The organism is Cupriavidus mimosae, from assembly GCF_023952485.1.
Taxonomy (GTDB): Bacteria; Pseudomonadota; Gammaproteobacteria; order Burkholderiales; family Burkholderiaceae; genus Cupriavidus; species Cupriavidus taiwanensis_C.
In genome coordinates this window covers 1-20,144 of sequence record NZ_JALHRY010000008.1, presented here as the reverse complement: position 1 = coordinate 20,144, position 20,144 = coordinate 1, and the positions used below count along the sequence as shown (strand labels likewise).

The 20,144-nt window shown below is 59.9% G+C and carries 14 protein-coding genes; 8 read left to right on the top strand and 6 right to left on the bottom strand.

Translation table 11 applies throughout. The annotated features are described in order from the left end of the window. Positions 1 to 4: 4 nt before the first annotated feature. From tam to rpmH, 5 genes are all read right to left on the bottom strand, one after another. A complete protein-coding gene (gene tam / locus MKD50_RS16145) occupies positions 5 to 775 on the bottom strand; it encodes a trans-aconitate 2-methyltransferase (RefSeq protein ID WP_116377931.1) in 771 nt (256 codons plus the stop codon). 215 nt (positions 776 to 990) lie between these two features. After that, the gene (gene yidC / locus MKD50_RS16140) at positions 991 to 2,661 is read right to left on the bottom strand and encodes a membrane protein insertase YidC (RefSeq protein ID WP_115702828.1); all 1,671 of its coding nucleotides are present in this window, start codon (positions 2,659 to 2,661) and stop codon (positions 991 to 993) included. A 21-nt stretch (positions 2,662 to 2,682) separates the two neighbouring features. Next, a complete protein-coding gene (gene yidD / locus MKD50_RS16135; protein ID WP_252667708.1) occupies positions 2,683 to 2,964 on the bottom strand; it encodes a membrane protein insertion efficiency factor YidD in 282 nt (93 codons plus the stop codon). 10 nt (positions 2,965 to 2,974) lie between these two features. Then, on the bottom strand, positions 2,975 to 3,439 hold the full coding sequence (rnpA, locus tag MKD50_RS16130) for a ribonuclease P protein component (protein ID WP_115679023.1): 465 nt from the start codon (positions 3,437 to 3,439) through the stop codon (positions 2,975 to 2,977). Positions 3,440 to 3,611: 172 nt separating this feature from the next. After that, on the bottom strand, positions 3,612 to 3,746 hold the full coding sequence (rpmH, locus tag MKD50_RS16125) for a 50S ribosomal protein L34 (protein ID WP_008650850.1): 135 nt from the start codon (positions 3,744 to 3,746) through the stop codon (positions 3,612 to 3,614). Between the two features lie 819 nt (positions 3,747 to 4,565). Here rpmH and dnaA point away from each other — a divergent pair. The 8 genes from dnaA to MKD50_RS16085 all read left to right on the top strand — a co-directional run bounded on the left by dnaA (position 4,566) and on the right by MKD50_RS16085 (position 18,618). Continuing rightward, on the top strand, positions 4,566 to 6,323 hold the full coding sequence (dnaA, locus tag MKD50_RS16120) for a chromosomal replication initiator protein DnaA (RefSeq protein WP_252667706.1): 1,758 nt from the start codon (positions 4,566 to 4,568) through the stop codon (positions 6,321 to 6,323). Between the two features lie 368 nt (positions 6,324 to 6,691). Further along, the gene (dnaN, locus tag MKD50_RS16115; RefSeq protein WP_012351345.1) at positions 6,692 to 7,807 is read left to right on the top strand and encodes a DNA polymerase III subunit beta; all 1,116 of its coding nucleotides are present in this window, start codon (positions 6,692 to 6,694) and stop codon (positions 7,805 to 7,807) included. A gap of 253 nt (positions 7,808 to 8,060) precedes the next feature. Continuing rightward, positions 8,061 to 10,586 (top strand): DNA topoisomerase (ATP-hydrolyzing) subunit B, encoded by a 2,526-nt coding sequence (gene gyrB / locus MKD50_RS16110; RefSeq protein WP_252667704.1) that lies wholly within the window; start codon positions 8,061 to 8,063, stop codon positions 10,584 to 10,586. 237 nt (positions 10,587 to 10,823) lie between these two features. Further along, a complete protein-coding gene (locus tag MKD50_RS16105; protein WP_252667702.1) occupies positions 10,824 to 13,607 on the top strand; it encodes a type I restriction endonuclease subunit R in 2,784 nt (927 codons plus the stop codon). Then, positions 13,604 to 15,076, top strand: a complete 1,473-nt coding sequence (locus MKD50_RS16100) for a restriction endonuclease subunit S (RefSeq protein ID WP_252667700.1) — start codon at positions 13,604 to 13,606, stop codon at positions 15,074 to 15,076. Before MKD50_RS16105 ends, MKD50_RS16100 begins: the two co-directional genes overlap by 4 nt. Further along, positions 15,073 to 16,551 (top strand): class I SAM-dependent DNA methyltransferase, encoded by a 1,479-nt coding sequence (locus MKD50_RS16095; protein ID WP_252667698.1) that lies wholly within the window; start codon positions 15,073 to 15,075, stop codon positions 16,549 to 16,551. Before MKD50_RS16100 ends, MKD50_RS16095 begins: the two co-directional genes overlap by 4 nt. 239 nt (positions 16,552 to 16,790) lie before the next feature. After that, complete coding sequence (locus MKD50_RS16090; RefSeq protein WP_252667696.1) at positions 16,791 to 17,705, top strand: restriction endonuclease; 915 nt, start codon at positions 16,791 to 16,793, stop codon at positions 17,703 to 17,705. Positions 17,706 to 17,796: 91 nt separating this feature from the next. Beyond that, a complete protein-coding gene (locus MKD50_RS16085) occupies positions 17,797 to 18,618 on the top strand; it encodes a hypothetical protein (RefSeq protein ID WP_252667694.1) in 822 nt (273 codons plus the stop codon). A gap of 184 nt (positions 18,619 to 18,802) precedes the next feature. Here MKD50_RS16085 and MKD50_RS16080 read toward each other — a convergent pair whose 3' ends face one another. Beyond that, a complete protein-coding gene (locus MKD50_RS16080) occupies positions 18,803 to 19,924 on the bottom strand; it encodes an HNH endonuclease (RefSeq protein ID WP_501993632.1) in 1,122 nt (373 codons plus the stop codon). Positions 19,925 to 20,144: the final 220 nt, after the last annotated feature.

Genomic DNA, 20,144 nt, shown 5'->3' with positions numbered 1-20,144 from the left:
ATGTTCAGCGCGTCGCGACGATAAACAGGCGCGGGAACGGCAGCAGCACCGAGCCGTCCGGCAGCGCCGGGTACGCGTTGGCGATCTCGGTCTGGTAGCGGGCCAGGTAGGCGGCACGCTCGGCCTCGTCCAGCGGCTGCAGGAAGGGGCGCAGGCCGCTGCCCTTGAACCACTCCACCACCGCGGCCGGGCCACCGGCGAGCGGATGGTGATAGGTGGTCAGCCACACGTCCACGCGCTGGCACAGCGGGCGCAGCAGCTCGTAGTACCAGCGCGCCGGCGCGCGTTCGGCGCGGGCCTTGCTGGCGCCGGCAAGCTTGTCGGCCCACGGGCCTTCCGCCGCCACCCGGCGCATCAGCTGGTGCGCGGGTTCTTCCAGGTTGTCCGGCATCTGCACGGCAAGCGTGCCGCCCGGGGAAAGCTTCGACACCAGTTCGGGAAACAAGCGGGCGTGGTCGGGCAGCCATTGCAGCACCGCGTTGGCGAGGATCACGTCGTACGGGCCGGCCTCGTCCCAAGCGCCGATATCGGCCACGCGGAACTGCACGTCGGGCAGGCGCTTGCGCGCGGCGTCGATCATGTCCTGCGAGCTGTCCAGCCCGGTCACCGAGGCGCCGGCATAGCGCGCCAGCAGCACCTCGGTGGAATTGCCGGGACCGCAGCCGATATCCACCGCGCTGCGCGCGATCTCGTTGGGAATGGCTGCCACCAGGTCACGGACCGGGCGGGTGCGTTCGTCTTCGAAGGCGACGTATTGGTGGGCGGACCAGCTCATGGGGATCTCCTGATATCGGGCGCAGGTCAGTAGGATACGCCTGCAGTAGCCAACGCAGACCAGCCGTAGCCAACACCGCTTGAGCCAGGCTCCCCTCTCCCGCGCGCGTGAGAGGGGAGCAAACCGTCGGGATCGCGAAAGCCCTCAGCCCTGAGCAAAAAACAAAAAGCCCGACATCTCTGCCGGGCTTTCCATCACCGCATCTTGCAACAGGCTCAGCTCTTGGCCACTACGGCCGTCTTGCCCTTGCCCAGCATCCGGTTGATCTGCCACTGCTGCGCGATCGACAGGATGTTGTTCACCACCCAGTACAGCACCAGGCCGGCCGGGAAGAAGAAGAACATCACCGAGAACACCAGCGGCATGATCGTCATCACCTTGGCCTGCACCGGATCCGGCGGGGTCGGGTTCAGCTTGGTCTGCACGAACATCGACACGGCCATGACGATCGGCAGGATGTAGAACGGATCCGGCACCGACAGGTCCTTGATCCAGCCCAGCCACGGCGCGCCGCGCATTTCGACCGACGACAGCAGCACCCAGTACAGCGCGATGAACACCGGGATCTGGATCACGATCGGCAGGCAGCCGCCGAGCGGGTTGACCTTCTCGGTACGGTACAGGCCCATCATCTCCTGGTTCATCTTCTGCGGGTCGTTCTTGTAACGCTCGCGGATCGCGGTCATGCGCGGCTGCAGGTCCTTCATCTTGCCCATGGACTTGTAGCTTGCCGCCGACAGCGGGAAGAACACCAGCTTGATCAGCACCGTCAGCGCGATGATCGACCAGCCCCAGTTGCCCAGGAAGCCATGCAGCTTTTCCAGCAGCCAGAACAGCGGCTTGGCCAGGATGGTCAGCCAGCCATAGTCCTTCACCAGCTCCAGGCCCGGGGCGATCTTCTCGAGCATGTGCTCTTCCTGCGGGCCGGCGAACAGGCGCGCATCGGTGCTCACGCTCGCGCCCGGGGCCAGTTGGCCCAGCGGCTGCTGCACGCCCACGCGGTACAGGTGCGGATCGATCTGCTGCACGTAGAAGGTGCGCTCCTTGCCGGTCTGCGGAATCCACGCCGAGGCAAAGTAGTGCTGCACCATCGCCACCCAGCCGTTATTGGCGGCGGCCGGCACGGTGGCCTTGCCCTTGGCGATGTCTTCGAAGTCGATCTTGTGGTACTTGTCGGCGTCGGTGTAGACCGCCGGACCGGTGAAGGTGCTGTAGAACTGCGACTGCTCGACCTTGCTGCCGTCGCGCGCCAGTTCCAGGTACAGCGTCGGCGAGACCGGCGCGGTGCCCGCGTTGGTCACGTCGAACTTGCTGTCGACCACGTAGCTGCCCTTGCGGAAGGTGTAGGTCTTGACCAGCTTCACGCCGTTCTTCTCGGCGCTCAGCACCACCTGCAGTTGCTCGGCGCCGTCCAGCGTGCGCGGGCCCGGGGCCGCGGTGAACAGCGTGGTGTGGTTGGGCAGGTCGCCGCCGATCAGGCCCGAGCGGGCCATGTAGGTGCGCACGTTGTCGCGCTCGAACAGCACCACCGGCTTGCCGTCCTTCTCATGCTCCTTGAGCAGCTCCAGGCGCGACACGATGCCGCCGGCGGTGTCGATCTCGGCGCGCACCGTGTCGGTGGTCACCACGATCTTCTCGCCGGTGGGCTGGGCCGCGGCCTGCGGCGCGGCGCCCGCGGCCGGGGCGGCTGCGCCCGGCTGGACGTTGGCCTTGGGCACGTCGCCCTGCGCGGCCGCGCCGCTGGCGGCCGGCGCCGAAGCGGCCTGCTGCTGCGTCGTGCTCGGGAAGAACATCGACGCATGGCCGTTGGCGCGCTGCCAGTTGTCGTAGAGCAGCACGAGGGACATCGAGAAGATGACCCAGAGGATGGTGCGTTTGATATCCATGTCTGGCTGTGGTCGGAAAAATCAGGGTCTGGGCAGACGGATTGCCACGGGCGCACGGCCTGTGGCGGCATGGACTGGCGGGTCTGCTTCCGTGCCCGGCACGGGATCATACCCGCCTTGGGCGAAAGGATGGCAGCGGCACAGCCGGCAGGCGGCCATCCAGCTGCCGCGCGCGGCGCCATGATGGACGATGGCGTCGCGGGCGTAGTCGGAACAGGTCGGCAGGAAGCGGCACTGCGAGCCCAGGTAAGGGCTGAGGGCGATCTTGTAGACGCGCAGCAGGGCTAGCAGGATTCGCTTCATGGCGGGGTGGTCAGGCTGGCTGGCCTGGTGGCTGGCTTGGCGAGGGGCTCGCCGGCGGCGCCGCGGTGGGCGGTGCCGGGGGCGAGGCAGGCGGCGCGGGCGGCGGCAGTGGCTTTGCCGCTACGTCGAGCAGGCTGGCGATTTCCGCCGCGCATGCCCTTCGGACCGCCGCGCGCGTGGCAAATTCCACGCGCGGGAACTTCGCTTGCAGGCGCAGCAGCACGTCGCGGCCCGCCAGTTGTTCACGGCGCTGGCGGAACAGCTCGCGCGCCATGCGCTTCACCAGGTTGCGCTCGGCGGCGCGCGGCGCGAACTTCTTGCCCACCACCACGCCCAGGCGGCCTTCCGGCCGGTCATTGGGGCGTACGTAGAGCACGAAGTGGGTGCTGCGCCGCCGGGGCCGCAAAGCAAAAACGGATGAAAACTCATCCGTCTTTGTAAGCCTCGCGGCTTTGGGGAAGGCATGGGCTGACACGCTGGGTGACACTGGCAAGCGCTGGCAAATAAGACTGCTGGCGCGAAGCGGCGCCCTGCGGCAAGCTGCCGGCCGACCTGAAGCCGGGGCGGTGGGCATTGACGGCCGCGCGGCACGGCTGCGGTACGCTGCAGCCGGCGCCGGGCGCGCCGTCAGGCCGGTCGCCCGGGCCTCAGATGGCCAGGCGCTTGCGGCCCTTGGCGCGGCGAGCGTTGATGACGGCACGGCCGCCACGGGTCTTCATGCGCACGCGGAAACCGTGGGTACGCTTGCGGCGGGTAACGGAAGGTTGGTAGGTACGTTTCATGTTGCACTCTCTGGTTGATCTTGGCTCGCCCGACTCCGGCCGGTGCCGGGGTGCCGTGGCCGCCGCGTATGGTTCGCATGGGGTTGCCGCTTGCGAGGGAACTGCAGCGGCGTGTCCGACGATTCTGGTTCTGTCTTAGCTGCCGGCCGAAGGGCGCGCGCTGCAGGCAGGTAGCCTGTGGGCGCGGACGGCACGGACAGGCCAGACCCGGCGATGCGCATACGTGATCCCCTGCCGCATCGCAGAACCCGCCATTTAAACGATTTTCCGCGACGCTGTCAAGGCGACAGTCAGTGTGCGACGGCACAATCACCACACCGCCTGGTGGCGCGTGGTGCGCCATTGTCCACAACGGCGAGTGGGTAACCGCTAGTGCCCCGAAGGACACCTCTAGCGCTGTCATCCACAGGCGAAGTCCCTGTTTTTCCTCAATCTTTGCCCGTTTCTCCGCCCCGGAAACCCGCGTCGCAGCAGGGGTTGTGCACATCAATCCACTGCATTTGCACAAGTTGTCCACAGACTTATCCTTTGTGGATAACTCAGGGGCGGGGGTACAATCCGGGTCCAAACACAACACGGGCTGCGTGGCGCAGGCGCAACCCGGGCTCCCCCACCGCGGCAACGCATGACTTTACGCACGCCAGTGCGGCGAACCGGAAGGTTCGCTGGCGGCTGCATGGCATGCCGCGGCGGCCTCGACCACGGGAATTGATTCCCAATAGAGCCGAGGCGGCCCGGATCACGCGGCGCATACGCCGCCCGTGGCGTACCCGGGCCGCCGGCAAGGCGGCAGCGGGTGCGATTACTTAACAACAAACAATGCAAGATTTCTGGCAGGCGGCAGCCGCGCAACTCGAGCGCGAACTGACGCCGCAACAGTTCAAAACGTGGATCAAGCCGCTGGCGCCCGTTGCGTTCGATGAAGAAACGCATGCGCTGCGGATTGCCGCGCCCAACCGTTTCAAGCTCGACTGGGTCAAGAGTCAGTTTTCGGGGCGCATCACCGCCCTGGCCTGCGAATACTGGGAAGCGCAGGTCAGCGTCCAGTTCGTGCTAGATCCCGCCGCGTCGGGCCGTGCCGCTGCCTATATGCAGCCGGCCCAGCCCGGCATGGGCGCGGGCGGCATGGAGCGCATGGAACATCACGCAGCACCGGGTACGGGCATGGGTGGCTATCCCGGCGCCCAGCCCGTTCAGCCGATGAACGGCCAGCCCCCGTTTGCCATGCCGGGCCAGCCGGCGCAGCCCGGCTACGGCGAGTACCCCGGCGCGGCCGCGTATGGCATGGGCCAGCCGCAGTATGGCAACCCGGCCGGCAACCCGACCGGCATGCCCTCCGCCGCCCCGGTTCCGGCTGGCGCGCGCGGCCAGGGTATGGGCCAGCATCACCCGCAGCACCACGCCGACCTCGGCGAGATCGACGTGGTCCAGATGGACCCCGCCGAAGCCAGCGCCCGCTCCTACCGCGCGCCGCAACAGGCCCAGCACCCGCATGCCGGGATGGGCGCCGGTGCCACGCCGATGCCCGGCCACCAGCCCAGCGACACGGTCCATGAGCGCTCGCGCCTGAACCCGATCCTGACCTTCGACAACTTCGTCACGGGTAAAGCCAACCAACTGGCCCGCGCCGCCGCGATCCAGGTCGCCAACAACCCGGGCAAGTCCTACAACCCACTGTATCTCTATGGCGGCGTGGGCCTGGGCAAGACCCACCTGATCCACTCCATCGGCAACCACATGCTGATGGAGAACCCGCGCGCGCGCATCCGCTACATCCACGCCGAGCAATACGTGTCCGACGTGGTCAAGGCCTACCAGCGCAAGGCGTTCGACGAGTTTAAGCGCTACTACCACTCGCTGGACCTGCTGCTGATCGACGATATCCAGTTCTTCTCCGGCAAGAACCGTACGCAGGAAGAGTTCTTCTACGCCTTCGAGGCCCTGATCGCCAACCGGGCGCAGGTGATCATCACCAGCGATACCTACCCCAAGGAAATCACTGGCATCGACGACCGCCTGATCTCGCGCTTCGATTCCGGCCTGACCGTGGCGATCGAGCCGCCCGAGCTGGAAATGCGCGTGGCGATCCTGATGAAGAAGGCCGCCGCCGAGAACGTGAACGTTCCGGAAGAGGTCGCCTTCTTCGTCGCCAAGCACCTGCGCTCAAACGTGCGCGAGCTGGAAGGCGCGCTGCGCAAGATCCTGGCGTTCAGCAACTTCCACGGCAAGGACATCACCATCGAGGTGACGCGCGAAGCGCTGAAGGACCTGCTGACCGTGCAGAACCGCCAGATCTCTGTGGAGAACATCCAGAAGACCTGCGCGGATTTCTACAACATCAAGGTCGCTGACATGTATTCGAAAAAGCGGCCTGCCAATATTGCACGGCCGCGCCAGATCGCGATGTACCTGGCCAAGGAGCTGACGCAGAAGAGCCTGCCGGAGATCGGCGAACTCTTCGGCGGCCGCGACCACACCACCGTGCTGCACGCCGTGCGCAAGATTGCCGACGAACGCAGCAAGGATGCGCAGCTCAACCATGAGCTGCACGTGCTGGAGCAGACGCTCAAGGGCTGATCGCCGGCTGGTACCCGGGGCGGCTCCCGGGACGGCGTTTTGAAGGGCCAGCCCGCCGGGCTGGCATACTGTAGGGTGCGCGCCACGGACATCCCGTGGCGCCTGGGGAATTAACGTCAGCGACGCCGGGGCAAGTGTCCGGAAAGTGGCCACTGATAAGGCTTTGCGGTGAGTCGGGACGGGATGGCAAGAACGGTTGGCGCCAGCGTGGCTTTTTGGGCACAGCTGGCCCGCCGGCCGGTCCCGCCCCGCTTCACCGCAGCGGCTTATCCTTGGTACAATGGCACATTAACTCCTTGATTCCTAAGTGAATTTGGAGTTGTTTGCGTTCTGCGGTCGCCGATTACAAACGACGAAGGATAAATTCAATGCAATTGGTCAAAACCTCGCGAGACAACCTGCTGCGTCCGCTGCAAATCGTGAGCGGCATCGTGGAGCGCCGCCACACCCTCCCGATCCTGGCCAACCTGCTGATTCGCAAGTCCGGGTCGAACGTATCCTTCCTGTCGACCGACATCGAAATCCAGATCACCACGCATGCCGAATGCGGCGTCGGCAATGACAGCGTCGCCACCACCGTGGCCGCGCGCAAGCTGCTGGACATCCTGCGCGCCATGCCCGACGGCGACGTCGCCCTGTCGCTCAACGACAAGCGCATGACCGTGCAATCCGGCAAGAGCCGCTTTGCCCTGCAGACGCTGGCCGCCGAAGAATTCCCGACCGTGGCCGAAGCCAGCGAATTCAACGCCAGCGTCAGCCTGCCGCAGAAGACCTTCAAGCACCTGCTGGCGATGGTCCACTTCGCCATGGCGCAGCAGGACATCCGCTACTACCTGAACGGCATGCTGCTGGTGGTGGAAGGCAAGAAGGTCATGGCAGTCGCCACCGACGGCCACCGCCTGGCCTACTGCGGCGTCGAGCTGGAAAACGAAGCGGCTGGTGTCGGCTCGCGCCAGGAAGTCATCATCCCGCGCAAGACCATCCTGGAACTGCAGCGCCTGCTGGAAGACAACGACGATCCGGTCACGGTGCAGCTGGCCGCCAACCAGGTCAAGTTCACGTTCGCCAATATCGAACTGATCTCCAAGCTGGTCGAAGGCAAGTTCCCGGATTTCCAGCGCGTGATTCCCAAGGGCTACAAGAACGCCTTCGCGATCGACCGCGTGCAGCTGCAGCAGGCGCTGCAACGCACCGCGATCCTGACCACCGACAAATTCAAGGGCGTGCGCTGCATCCTCGACACGCACATGCTCAAGATCAGCTCCACCAACGCCGACCAGGAAGAGGCGCAGGAAGAGCTGGAACTCGATTACTCGGGCGACGCGCTCGATATCGGCTTCAACGTGACCTACCTGCTCGACGTGCTTGCCAACCTGAAGACCGAGCAGGTGCAGGTCAGCCTCGGCGACTCGAATTCGAGCGCGCTGATCACCGTGCCGGACGACGACAACTTCAAGTACGTCGTCATGCCGATGCGCATCTGATGATCCGGTGACAGGACCTGTGCCACAACCAGCGCAGACAGCAACCGGAGCAGCAAACGGCACGCTACGACACCCGGCCCCGGCCGGTACGTCCAGGGGATGAATATCCCGCCGCGGGGGCAGGATCGTTACGACGATCCGCCCCTTTTGCCGTTTTTAGTAACCCGCCATGCGGACCCATCGCGCCCCGCCGCCGGCATGCCAGCCATGCCCGCCCGGCCCCGATTCCGCATTCGCCGCAAGTAGGAAAGACATGACCGAACAGCAGAAACCGCAACAGGAAAACACCTACGGAGCCTCCTCGATCCAGATCCTGGAAGGCCTGGAGGCGGTACGCAAGCGCCCGGGCATGTATATCGGCGACACCTCCGACGGCACCGGCCTGCACCACCTCGTGTTCGAGGTGCTGGACAACTCCATCGACGAAGCGCTGGCCGGCTACTGCACCGAGATCCAGGTCACCATCCACAGCGACAACTCGATCTCCATCGTCGACAACGGCCGCGGCATCCCGCCCCTGGTCAAGTTCGACGACAAGCACGAACCCAAGCGCAGCGCGGCCGAAATCGCCATGACCGAGCTGCACGCCGGCGGCAAGTTCAACCAGAACAGCTACAAGGTATCGGGCGGCCTGCACGGCGTGGGCGTGTCCTGCGTGAACGCACTCTCCAAGTGGCTGCGCCTGACCGTGCGCCGCGACGGCCAGGTCCACCTGATCGAATTCGCCAAGGGCGAAGTGCAGAACCGCATCATCGAGACCGTGCCCGGCCCCGACGGCCAACCCGTGGAAGTCTCGCCGATGAAGATCACCGGCGCCACCGACAAGCGCGGCACCGAAGTCCACTTCCTGGCCGATGAAGAAATCTTCACCAACGTCGAGTTCCACTACGAGATCCTGTCCAAGCGCATCCGCGAGCTCTCGTTCCTGAACAACGGCGTCCACATCAAGCTGGTCGACCAGCGCACCGGCAAGGAAGAAGACTTTGCTTTCTCCGGCGGCGTGAAGGGCTTTGTCGAGTACATCAACCGCGCCAAGAGCGTGCTGCATCCCAACATCTTCTACGCCAACACCGAAAAAGACGGCATCGGCGTGGAAGTGGCCATGCAGTGGAACGACGGCTACAACGAGCAGGTGCTCTGCTTCACCAACAACATCCCGCAGCGGGATGGCGGCACCCACCTGACCGGCCTGCGCGCCGCGATGACCCGCGTCATCAACAAGTACATCGAAGAAAACGAAGTCGCCAAGAAAGCCAAGGTGGAAACCACCGGCGACGACATGCGCGAAGGCCTGGCCTGCGTGCTCTCCGTGAAGGTGCCCGAGCCCAAGTTCAGCTCGCAGACCAAGGACAAGCTGGTCTCGTCCGAAGTGCGCCTGCCCGTGGAAGAACTCGTCAGCAAGGCCCTGACCGACTTCCTGCTGGAAACGCCCAACGACGCCAAGACCATCTGCGGCAAGATCGTCGACGCCGCCCGCGCCCGCGAAGCCGCCCGCAAGGCCCGCGAAATGACCCGCCGCAAGGGCGTGATGGACGGCATGGGCCTGCCCGGCAAGCTGGCCGACTGCCAGGAAAAAGACCCCGCCCAGTCAGAACTCTTCCTGGTGGAGGGCGACTCCGCAGGCGGCTCCGCCAAGCAGGGCCGCGACCGTAAGTTCCAGGCCATCCTGCCGCTCAAGGGCAAGATCCTGAACGTAGAGCGCGCCCGCTTCGACAAGATGCTGTCCAGCCAGGAAGTGCTGACGCTGATCACCGCGCTCGGCACCGGCATCGGCAAGGACGACTACAACCTGGACAAGCTGCGCTACCACCGCATCATCATCATGACTGACGCGGACGTGGATGGATCGCACATCCGCACGCTGCTGCTGACGTTCTTCTATCGGCAGATGCCTGACATTATCGAGCGCGGGTATGTGTATATCGCGCAGCCGCCGCTGTACAAGATCAAGCATGGGAAGGAAGAGCGGTATATCAAGGATGATGTTGAGCTGAATGCTTATCTGTTGAAGTTGGCGATGGAGAAGGCGTCGTTGGTGAGGCCGGATGGTAGCGAGATCAGTGGTGATGCGCTGACGGAATTGGCTCGTCAGTACCAGCTGACGGAAGGCGTGATTGGTCGCTTGTCGCGCGTGGTGGATACCGATGCGCTGCGGGCTATTGCGGACGGCGTGACGCTGGATCTGGATAGTGCTGCGGCGGCGGAGGCTTCAGCGGTGGCGTTGAAGGCTAAGTTGGCGGAGATGCATGCCAAGACGTTGATTGGCGCTGCGGTCAACGACGATGGTACGGCTGATGTGTATGCGCAGTTTGATGAGAAGACGGACAAGCATCGGCTGATGATTGCGCGGCGTCATCATGGCAATGTGCGGTTGTCGCATTTGGATGCGGATTTTGTTCATGGGGCGGATTACGCGGCGCTGTCTAATGCTGCCAAGACTTTCCAGGGGCTGACGCCTGAGGGGACCAAGGTGCAGCGCGGGGAAGGTGACAAGCTGAGGGATCAGACTGTCAATGACTTCCATGGGGCGATGCAGTGGTTGCTTGCGGAGGCGGAGCGTGGAGTTTCTCGTCAGCGCTATAAGGGGCTGGGGGAGATGAATCCTGAGCAGCTGTTTGAGACCACGCTTGACGTAACCCAACGGCGTCTGCTGAAGGTGCAGATTGAGGATGCTATTGCGGCGGATCAGATCTTTACCACCCTTATGGGGGATGAGGTGGAGCCGCGAAGGAACTTTATTGAGAGTAATGCGTTGGTGGCGAGAAACATTGACGTTTGATCAAGTGTATAGATAGCCGCAAGACCTGAGAATTAGGGACCCATAAGCTAAGAGGCTTGTGGGTCTTTTTTATTAGCAGCCCAACCTGACGCGAGATTGACGGACATTGGTGCCAATAGCCTTCCCACGTGCCGCCGGCTTACGGAGGGGCGTAGCCAAGGCACTTCTGTCACCCACGCTACTTACTTCCTTTATCATTCGCATGACGCCCAACCAGGGCCAAGAGCGACCTCGCGTATGACCGAGAACCAGAACCCAGAACAGAAAGCTCGAGACAATATCGACGCGCTGCTTAAGCAAGCGGGTTGGGTCGTTCAATCAGCGAAGAAGATCGACTTCGGCGCGGGGCTCGGCATCGCTGTCAGGGAATACCAAACCGACGTCGGTCCGGCGGATTATGTCTTATTGGTCGACAAAAAGGCAGTGGGGGTGATTGAGGCAAAGAAGGAAGACCTTGGCCACAAAATCACCGAAGTCGAACAGCAAACTGAAGGTTACGCTGCTGCCAAGCTAAAGTGGGTGAACAACAAGGAGCCCTTGCCCTTTCTCTACGAGAGTACCGGCATCATCACCCGCTTCACCGATGCTCGTGATCCTAAGCCCCGCTCACGTGAGGTGTTCAACTTCCACCGTCCGGAAACCATCAAGGAATGGTTATTCCAAGGCGGCAGCCTCCGCCAGCGCCTGCAAACCATCCCCGAGCTGAACCCGAACCACCTTCCCGCTCAGGAACTGCATTTACGTGACTGCCAGGAAATTGCCATCACCAACCTGGAGAAATCATTCAAGGCAGACCGACCTCGCGCCCTGATCCAGATGGCCACTGGTGCCGGAAAGACCTACACTGCGATCACCTCCATCTATCGGCTGCTCAAATACGCCGAGGGCAAGCGCATCCTCTTTCTCGTCGACACCAAAAACCTTGGCGAGCAGGCCGAGCAGGAAATGATGTCTTACGTTCCGCTTGACGATAATCGCAAATTCACTGAACTTTACAACGTCCAGCGGCTTAAATCTTCGTACATCGCCAAAGATAGCCAAGTATGCATCAGCACCATCCAGCGCCTGTACTCCATCCTCAAGGGAACTGAGCTCGACGAGGCCGCCGAAGAAATCAATCCGGCCGAGCTCGCTCAGCCCAAGGCGCCGATGCCTGTCGTCTATAACGCCAACATTCCTCCGGAGTTCTTCGACTTCATCTATATCGACGAATGCCACCGCTCGATATACAACCTCTGGCAACAGGTCATCGACTACTTCGATGCCAGCCTGATCGGTCTTACTGCCACGCCCGATAACCGCACCTACGGATTCTTCAAGAAGAACGTCGTCAGCGATTACAGCCACGAAAAAGCCGTGGCCGATGGCGTCAATGTCGGCAATGAAATCTACGTCATTGAAACGCAGATCACCAAAGTCGGCGGCGAAATCAAAGCACAGCAGCAGGTCGAGCGGCGGGAAAAGCTTACCCGCAAGAAGCGCTGGGAACAGCAGGACGAAGACGAGGCTTACTCCGCCACCCAGCTCGACCGCAATATCGTCAACCCGGACCAGATTCGCACCGTCATCCGCACATTCCGCGACAAGCTGCCCGAAATATTCCCCGGCCGCGAAGAAGTGCCCAAGACCCTTATTTTCGCCAAGACCGACAGCCACGCCGACGACATTATCCAGACCGCCCGCGAGGAGTTTGGCGAGGGTAATGCCTTCTGCAAAAAGCTTACGTACAAGATTGATGAAGACCCCAAGTCTGTCCTAGCCCAGTTCCGCAACGATTACTACCCGCGCATCGCGGTCACGGTGGACATGATCGCCACCGGCACCGACGTCAAACCGCTCGAATGCCTGCTTTTCATGCGCGATGTCAAAAGCCGCAACTACTTCGAGCAGATGAAGGGGCGCGGCACCCGCACCCTTGACATGGACGATCTAAGGAAGGTCACGCCCTCCGCCAGGGGCGCCAAGACCCACTATGTCATTGTCGACGCCATCGGCGTTACCAAGTCGCTCAAGACTGCCAGCCAGCCCCTCATCACCAAGCCCTCGGTCCCACTCAAGGATTTGGCCATGGCTGTCATGATGGGCGCCACCGACGAAGACACAGTTTCGTCCCTCGCCGGCCGTCTGGCTCGTCTCAATAAGCAACTCGATACCGACGAGCAACGGAAAATCCGCGATGCCGCCGGCGGCGTCGAGCTCAGCCAGATCGTCGGCAGACTGTTTGGCGCCATCGACGCAGACAACGTCGAAGCCAGAGCGTTGGAGCTTGCCGGCCTTCCAATAGGCTGCGACCCTGGCGATACCAAGCGCCAGCAAGCGCAAGAGCAATTGATAAATGCCGCCTCCAGTCTCCTCAACGGCGAGCTGATCGAACTCATCGACGCCATACGCCGCGATAAAGAACAAACCATCGACCACGACAACATCGACATTGTTCTGCGCGCCGAATGGGACAAGGATGCCGCGAACAATGCACAGGCCCTTACCGATGAATTTGCCGAATACCTGAAGTCCAACCAGGATAACGTCAATGCCCTTACCATCTTCTTCAGCCAGCCGTACAGAAGGCGTGAACTCAGCTTCGACCTTATCCGGCAGGTACTCGACAAGCTCAAAATCGACAAGCCAAAGCTGGCACCACTGCGCGTATGGCAGGCCTACAGCCAGTTGGACGACTATAAGGGCGAGCAGCCGATCAGCGAACTCACGGCGCTGGTGGCGCTCATCCGCCGCGTTTGCGGCATGGATGAAAAGCTATCTACCTTCGACGACACTGTTCGCCGTAACTTTCAGAACTGGGTGATGAAGCATCACTCCGGTGGCAGCGAAAAATTTAACGAAGAGCAAATGAATTGGCTGCGTATGGTCCGTGACCACGTTGCCAACTCGTTTCACATCGAGCGCGACGATCTGGAGATGTCGCCCTTCGATGGGCAAGGCGGGTTAGGAAAGATGTATCAACTGTTTGGGACCCAGATGGACGCGCTGCTGAATGAATTGAACGAAGTATTGGTCGCATGAAAGACATAACCTCTGTCATACCAGCAAGCTGGGCACCAGTAACTATTGGTGAAATCTGTAGCAACATTCAATACGGCTACACAGCATCCGCCTCCGAAGAACCCTGTGGCCCAAGATTTCTTCGAATTACAGACATCCAAAATGGCTCCGTACACTGGCCATCTGTGCCCTACTGTCAAATTCCTGGCGAATCGATAGAAAAATTTCAGCTAAACGCCGGCGATATTGTATTTGCGCGAACTGGCGGCACGGTTGGAAAGAGCTTTATTGTTGATTGCATTCCCGAGCAGTCGGTATTCGCATCGTACCTGATTCGACTTTCTGCGCTAAGGGAAATAAATCCGAAGTTTCTATATTACTTTTTCCAATCCCTTTCTTACTGGGAGCAAATAGAGTTAAAGAAAGGTGGATTGCAAGGCAATGTGAATGCGACAACACTGTCATCACTAAAATTATTCATTTGCCCCCCTAACGAACAACATCGCATCGTCGCGAAAATCGAGGAGCTGTTCTCTGAGTTGGATGCGGGTATCGAAAGCCTGAAAGCCGCCCAGGCCCAGCTCAAGGTCTATCGCCAGGCCTTGCTAAAGCACGCCTTCGACGGCAAGCTCACCGCACAATGGCGAGAGGAGCAATTTTCCAAAGGGAAGTTAAGCTCAGTCCACGATGCTCTAAAAGCCACTGAGCCACCACCGCGCCCAAATCGATGGAAGTCACGATCAAAAGACACCATCCTCGGCCATTCGGTATTGGCGGTAGGAAATCCAAAAACCCCATTACCCGATGGATGGCATTGGGTGCCAATGGTCGATATCGCGCGAATGGAAAGCGGGCACACTCCTAGTAGGAGTCATCCTGAGTGGTGGGGAGGCGAAATTCCTTGGATCAGCATACCAGATGCACGGAAAAACCATGGAAGCGTAATCACGCACACTGCGCAAACAACTAATCCACTAGGCCTGGAAAACTCTGCGGCACGATTGTTACCGGCAAAGACAGTATGCGTTAGCCGCACAGCTTCAGTGGGGTACGTGGTTGAACTTGGGAAGCCAATGGCGACTAGCCAAGACTTCGTTAATTGGGTGCCATCCGACGTCGTGCGTCCAGAATGGCTGCGATTGGTTTTTGGTGCCGACAGGGAAGCCCTACTGAAGTTTGGCAAAGGGACGACACATAAAACAATTTACTTTCCGGAGTGGCTCTCTGTTCATATCGGTTTGCCCTCCATCGAGGAACAAATACAGATTGTCGAAGAGGTCGAGGCTAAGCTATCTAACCTAAATAAGCTGAACAGCACTATTGCTGATTCCCTGGAAAAAACCGAAGCTTTGCGCCAGTCCATTTTGAAGAAGGCCTTCTCCGGCCAACTTGTACCGCAAGACCCTCACGACGAGCCAGCTTCGAGCCTCCTCGCGCGCATCAAAGCGGAAAAGCCCGTCAATCCCCAAGGCAAGAAGGCCCGTAAATGAACGCTACCGCATCCATCGTCTCCAAAGTCTGGAGTTTCTGCACCACCCTGCGCGACGACGGCGTAGGCTATGGCGATTATCTGGAGCAGCTCACTTACCTGATCTTCCTCAAGATGGCAGACGAGTACAGCCAGCCGCCTTACAGCCGCAAGGTGGGCATCCCCGCCGAATATAATTGGCAGAGCCTTAAGGCCAAGCGCGGCTCTGAGCTGGAAGTCCATTATGTAACGCTGCTGCGTGAGCTAGGCAACAAGCCCGGCATGCTCGGGGCGATCTTCACCAAGGCCCAGAATAAAATTCAGGATCCGGCGAAGCTGTATCGCCTGATCGATATGGTGAATGAAACCCAGTGGGTCACCATGGGTGCCGATGTCAAAGGTGACATTTACGAAGGCTTGCTCGAACGCAACGCGGAAGACACAAAGTCCGGCGCCGGCCAATACTTCACCCCCCGCGCCCTCATTCGCGCCATGGTTGAATGTGTCCGCCCCGAGCCCAACAAGACAATTGCCGATCCCGCCTGTGGCACCGGTGGCTTCTTCCTCGCCGCCTACGATTTTCTGGTGACGACGCACCAGATGAATAAGGCGCAGAAGGCCTTCCTTAAGCACGACACCTTCCACGGCAACGAGATCGTCGCGAGCACCCGCCGCCTTGCCTTGATGAACATGTTCCTGCACAACATTGGCGAGATCGACGGCGACAGTATGATCTCCCCCAACGACGCCCTCGTTGCTAGCGCACCGAAGACCTACGATTACGTGCTCGCCAATCCTCCCTTCGGCAAGAAGAGCTCCATGAGCTTCACCAACGAAGAAGGCGAACAGGAAAAGGACGAACTTACCTACAATCGCCAGGACTTCTGGGCCACCACGTCAAACAAACAGCTCAATTTCGTCCAGCACATCCGCACAATGCTCAAGACCACTGGCCGTGCCGCCGTAGTGGTGCCTGACAATGTGTTGTTCGAAGGCGGTGCCGGTGAAACCATTCGCAAGAAGCTGATGGAGAACACTGACCTGCACACCATCCTGCGGCTGCCGACCGGCATCTTCTATGCCAATGGCGTTAAGGCAAACGTACTGTACTTCGACAACCACGCCGCCAGAAAAGACCCCTGGACCAAGGAAGTCTGGTTCTATGACTACCGCACCAACATTCATCACACGCTCAAAAAGAAGCCGCTCCGCTTTGAGGATTTGAAGGATTTCATCACCTGCTACAACGCAAACAACCGCTTTGAACGCAAGGAAACGTGGAGCGAGAAGATCAATCCCGAGGGCCGTTGGCGCAAATTCACCCATGAGCAAATCTTGGCTCGCGACAAGACCAGCCTCGATATATTCTGGCTCAAGGACAAAAGCCTTACCGACCTCGACAATCTTCCCGAGCCCGACGAACTGGCTACCGAGATCATCGATAATCTCGAGGCCGGGCTGGATAGCTTCCGCGCGATAGCTGCCGCGCTGGCCTAGGACAACTAATCGGAAGATGTGTTGTGACGCCGCGCGCTGAAGCGGATCCGGGCAGAAGAGGCAAACACTACTAGCTCTCCAGAGCGATGTGCAGCATTGGGTGGAAGACTTGGCGGAAAGTGAGCCACACCACGAGGTGCATGCCGTCCTAGAAACGTCCTGACGCAGCTGGCACGAACCTAAGCATGGTTGTCGGAACTGACCACGGTGACTTAGATAAGAAAAGGAGCATCAGAATAATGGCTGAAATCACCCGTCGCCGAACCGGTGAGTTACTTCGAGAGTTGTTCAAGATTCTTATGGCCGCCCCAGACGGCGTGCGTGCAAGGGAAGCCCTACAGGAGCTATCCGTTCGGGTCAACCTTACGCCTTATGAGGCCGACTCATTCGAGTCGGGTGGCCGGCGGTTTGACAAGATTGTCCGATTCGCGACTGTCGATTGCGTCAAGGCTGGATGGATGGTGAAGGACAAGGGCATCTGGTCCGTTACCGATGAAGGTCGAGCCGCATATGCCGAGCTGATCGACCCAGAAGCATTCTACAAGCGTGCGTGCAAGCTTTATGCTGAGTGGAAGGCGGCGCAGCCAGATGCCGAACCGAATACGGCTGCCAATGCTTCTGCGGCCGTTTCGGTCGAGGAAGCCGAGAATACGGCCAAGGCAGTGAGCGTCACCTTCGAAGAGGCAGAAGAGCAAGCCTGGACTGAGATCTCGCAGTATCTGCGGGCGATGAATCCATACGACTTCCAAGACCTCGTCGCTGATCTGCTGCGCGCCATGTCTTACCACGTTACATGGGTCTCGCCACCAGGAAAGGACGGCGGTTTGGACATTCTGGCCTGGCCTGACGCCCTTGGTACTCGCCCTCCGCGAATTAAGGTGCAGGTGAAGCGACAGCAGCAATCCGTGAATGTCGATGGATTACGATCCTTTATGGCCCTGTTGGGCGAGGATGATGTAGGCCTATTCGTATGCACCGGGGGCTTCACTAAAGATGCAGATGCAGAAGCTCGTACTCAGGAAAAGCGTCGTGTAACACTGATTGGATTGGAGAAACTCTTTGATCTTTGGGAGGAGCATTACGACAAGCTTACGGACAGGGCAAGACGTCGTTTGCCTCTGCGTTCGATCCAATTCCTCGCGCCGGGCGGTTAGATAGGGTCAGCGATTCGCCAGCGCTGCATGCCTATCGCCAGTACGAAGGTACTGGTACTCGACCACCACAAGAGTAACGTCGCGAGACGTTGTGGCTCACCACTATGCCGAGGCGATACCACGCAGTCGTACGCCGGCAGCGAACGCGCTTGAAAAACGCTTTACCAACCAGGGAGGAAAGCAATTGTCACATCAAGACCCAAAGATGCTGGCAAATATCGGCGCAAAGCATATCCACACAGCAGGCTCGGATGCTTTTCCCCTGGACACACTTATGGTGGACCTTCTTCACACGAGGCTAGAGGGTTTTGCCGAAAGCCAGGACGAAGTCTCCCACGTGCGAGCCTTGTCAAAGGCGATCGGTATTGGTGCGCTCGCCCTGGGATGGGCAGGGAATACCGCCACAACTCTGCTCAAGATCCCGATACCCATCTATGTGACGCTGGGCCTACTGTTGGTGGGTGTGGTCGCCACGGTGATTGCATCCATCTCTAGTGCGAAGAGCACGGTCCGGGAATGGAAAACGATGGAAACGGATGTGCTGCGTGATGTGGGGAAAAATATGGCTCGCTGGTACGAAACCATTCGCAGCGTTCGCCGTGCCTACACCCGCAAGCAAATCAGGTTCGCGGAAGACTATTTTTCCGCGGTTGCAGCCGACGCGCGGTTACGCATGGCAATGTTCGTTGGAGCCCTGGAGAAGGTGGGGCTGATCCCTTTGTTGGGAACCGTTGTCGTGACGATCGCAAAGTCGACAGGTAGCGATCCATACTCGCTATTCCTTTGGTACACAGCCGCAGCTGTGGCGGGCATCTTCTATGTGTTCGCCTTGAGGTTCATTGAGATCGCACTCGCGCTAGAGCGGTTCACTGTTATTCTTAGGCATGCTGGGGAAGAAGACGAAAAACTATAGCTGCGAGCCGGCCCGCCAGACGCTCCCTAAGTAGCACCCTGGAGGGCAATAGGACAAATGGTTGTCGAGCATCGCCAAGATCTGAGAGTTCGCGCATAGCTCAGCGAGGGTTGTCCTTACAAGGTCGCAGCGACAGCACAGGACGATCGCGATGCATAGCGAGAGCTACCGCTCTTGGTCGCTGTCAAGCTTCAGGTTCCTTGGCAGCGATAGCAGAAGTCAGCTCAAGATTCTTTTCATATCCACCAGCGCCGTGATGGATATGACGATGACAGGCGGGACATATGGCTGCAACATAGCGCGGATGATCAAGTCCCCCATCTGACACGCGCGTGGTGTGATGTGGCTCCAGGTAGGCAGTGCCGTCTTTTCGCTTGAACGGCGCAGGCCGCTGACATGACTCGCAAATGCCTCCAGCCCGCAGCAGCACATAGTCCTTTACGCGCTTGCTACGCCGATAGAGCTTTCGTAGTGCGGCCTTGCCAACTTCGTTGCCAAAATCGTTAATGGCCTCAATGGCGCGCTTGCGAGCCTCTTCCAAGGTGGTAGGTGCTGAATCATCCGTCGCCTCATCTTCGGGAAACGTAATGCTCTCCTCATCCAGCAGCGCGACTGGAACCAGTTGGAATTCGATGATGTTTCTCTGCGCCCCTTCCCTGTCTGTGCCACGGCGAATCGTGTGACCGCCGTAGGCATGCTCGCCCAGATATTCCTGTCCCTTGCCTTTCCCTAGCGCCTTGAAGAGGTGCAGCGCCTGCCCGTTGGCGGCGTGCTCTCGGATGGCAAGGTTCCCGCGTTTGAACTCCATATCGCCCACTTGCCCTTCCCCTGTGTACGAGAAAATGCCGAGCTCGTCGCGACCGTCAAAATAACCATACTGCTGGCCGCTTTCGCCGGTGAAAATGAAGATGGCTCGTACTTTGCTGGATGGGGCTATGCCGCTTTGACGGCTGCCGCCAAAACGATCGTGAATTTCCGTTCGCCGGTCATAGACGCGCCCTAGTGCGAACCTTGGAGGTTCGGACCCGCTGAGGGGTGAGCTTCCATTATGGAGTCGGACAATGCTGAAGCCCAGGTTTTCAAGATAAGCGCTTGTTTGCTCGCCGCCGCTAAAGCGTGAAACGGGCACGCGTGTCGCCATCGATAGAATTTGCTTAGGCGGATAGCGCTTTCCTTGATCGGAGATCGCGTAAAGCTGCGACTTCTTGGTTTCCCAATCTTCCCATTTCTGCGTACCACGCAGCACCCGATCAAACTCGTCCAATGCCGCCCTGATAGTCGCTTGCGTGACATGTGGAATGCGCAATTTTTCCCCCGCGACTGCGATGTCTACCGATGACTGCAATCAGAAATTTCTGATATTTTTGGTCATTATGTAGCGCACGGCGCCTGCAAGCAAATGGCTTGGAGGGGCTTCTCGAATTGGAGGAGGCGGGGGCATGTCTGCTGGGCAACTGAACGGCCCAGGGGCTTTTCAGTGCTTGGCTAGTAGTGGAGTTCGCGGACTACCTCTATGCCGCAGGCTG

Excerpts from the sequence above, each read along its gene's own strand:
- dnaN (WP_012351345.1), top strand. The coding sequence starts at position 6,692 with ATGCAATTGGTCAAAACCTCGCGAGACAACCTGCTGCGTCCGCTGCAA.
- yidD (WP_252667708.1), bottom strand. The coding sequence starts at position 2,964 with ATGAAGCGAATCCTGCTAGCCCTGCTGCGCGTCTACAAGATCGCCCTC.
- dnaA (WP_252667706.1), top strand. The coding sequence starts at position 4,566 with ATGCAAGATTTCTGGCAGGCGGCAGCCGCGCAACTCGAGCGCGAACTG.
- rpmH (WP_008650850.1), bottom strand. The coding sequence starts at position 3,746 with ATGAAACGTACCTACCAACCTTCCGTTACCCGCCGCAAGCGTACCCAC.
- MKD50_RS16095 (WP_252667698.1), top strand. The coding sequence starts at position 15,073 with ATGAACGCTACCGCATCCATCGTCTCCAAAGTCTGGAGTTTCTGCACC.
- yidC (WP_115702828.1), bottom strand. The coding sequence starts at position 2,661 with ATGGATATCAAACGCACCATCCTCTGGGTCATCTTCTCGATGTCCCTC.
- tam (WP_116377931.1), bottom strand. The coding sequence starts at position 775 with ATGAGCTGGTCCGCCCACCAATACGTCGCCTTCGAAGACGAACGCACC.
- gyrB (WP_252667704.1), top strand. The coding sequence starts at position 8,061 with ATGACCGAACAGCAGAAACCGCAACAGGAAAACACCTACGGAGCCTCC.
- MKD50_RS16090 (WP_252667696.1), top strand. The coding sequence starts at position 16,791 with ATGGCTGAAATCACCCGTCGCCGAACCGGTGAGTTACTTCGAGAGTTG.
- MKD50_RS16105 (WP_252667702.1), top strand. The coding sequence starts at position 10,824 with ATGACCGAGAACCAGAACCCAGAACAGAAAGCTCGAGACAATATCGAC.
- MKD50_RS16100 (WP_252667700.1), top strand. The coding sequence starts at position 13,604 with ATGAAAGACATAACCTCTGTCATACCAGCAAGCTGGGCACCAGTAACT.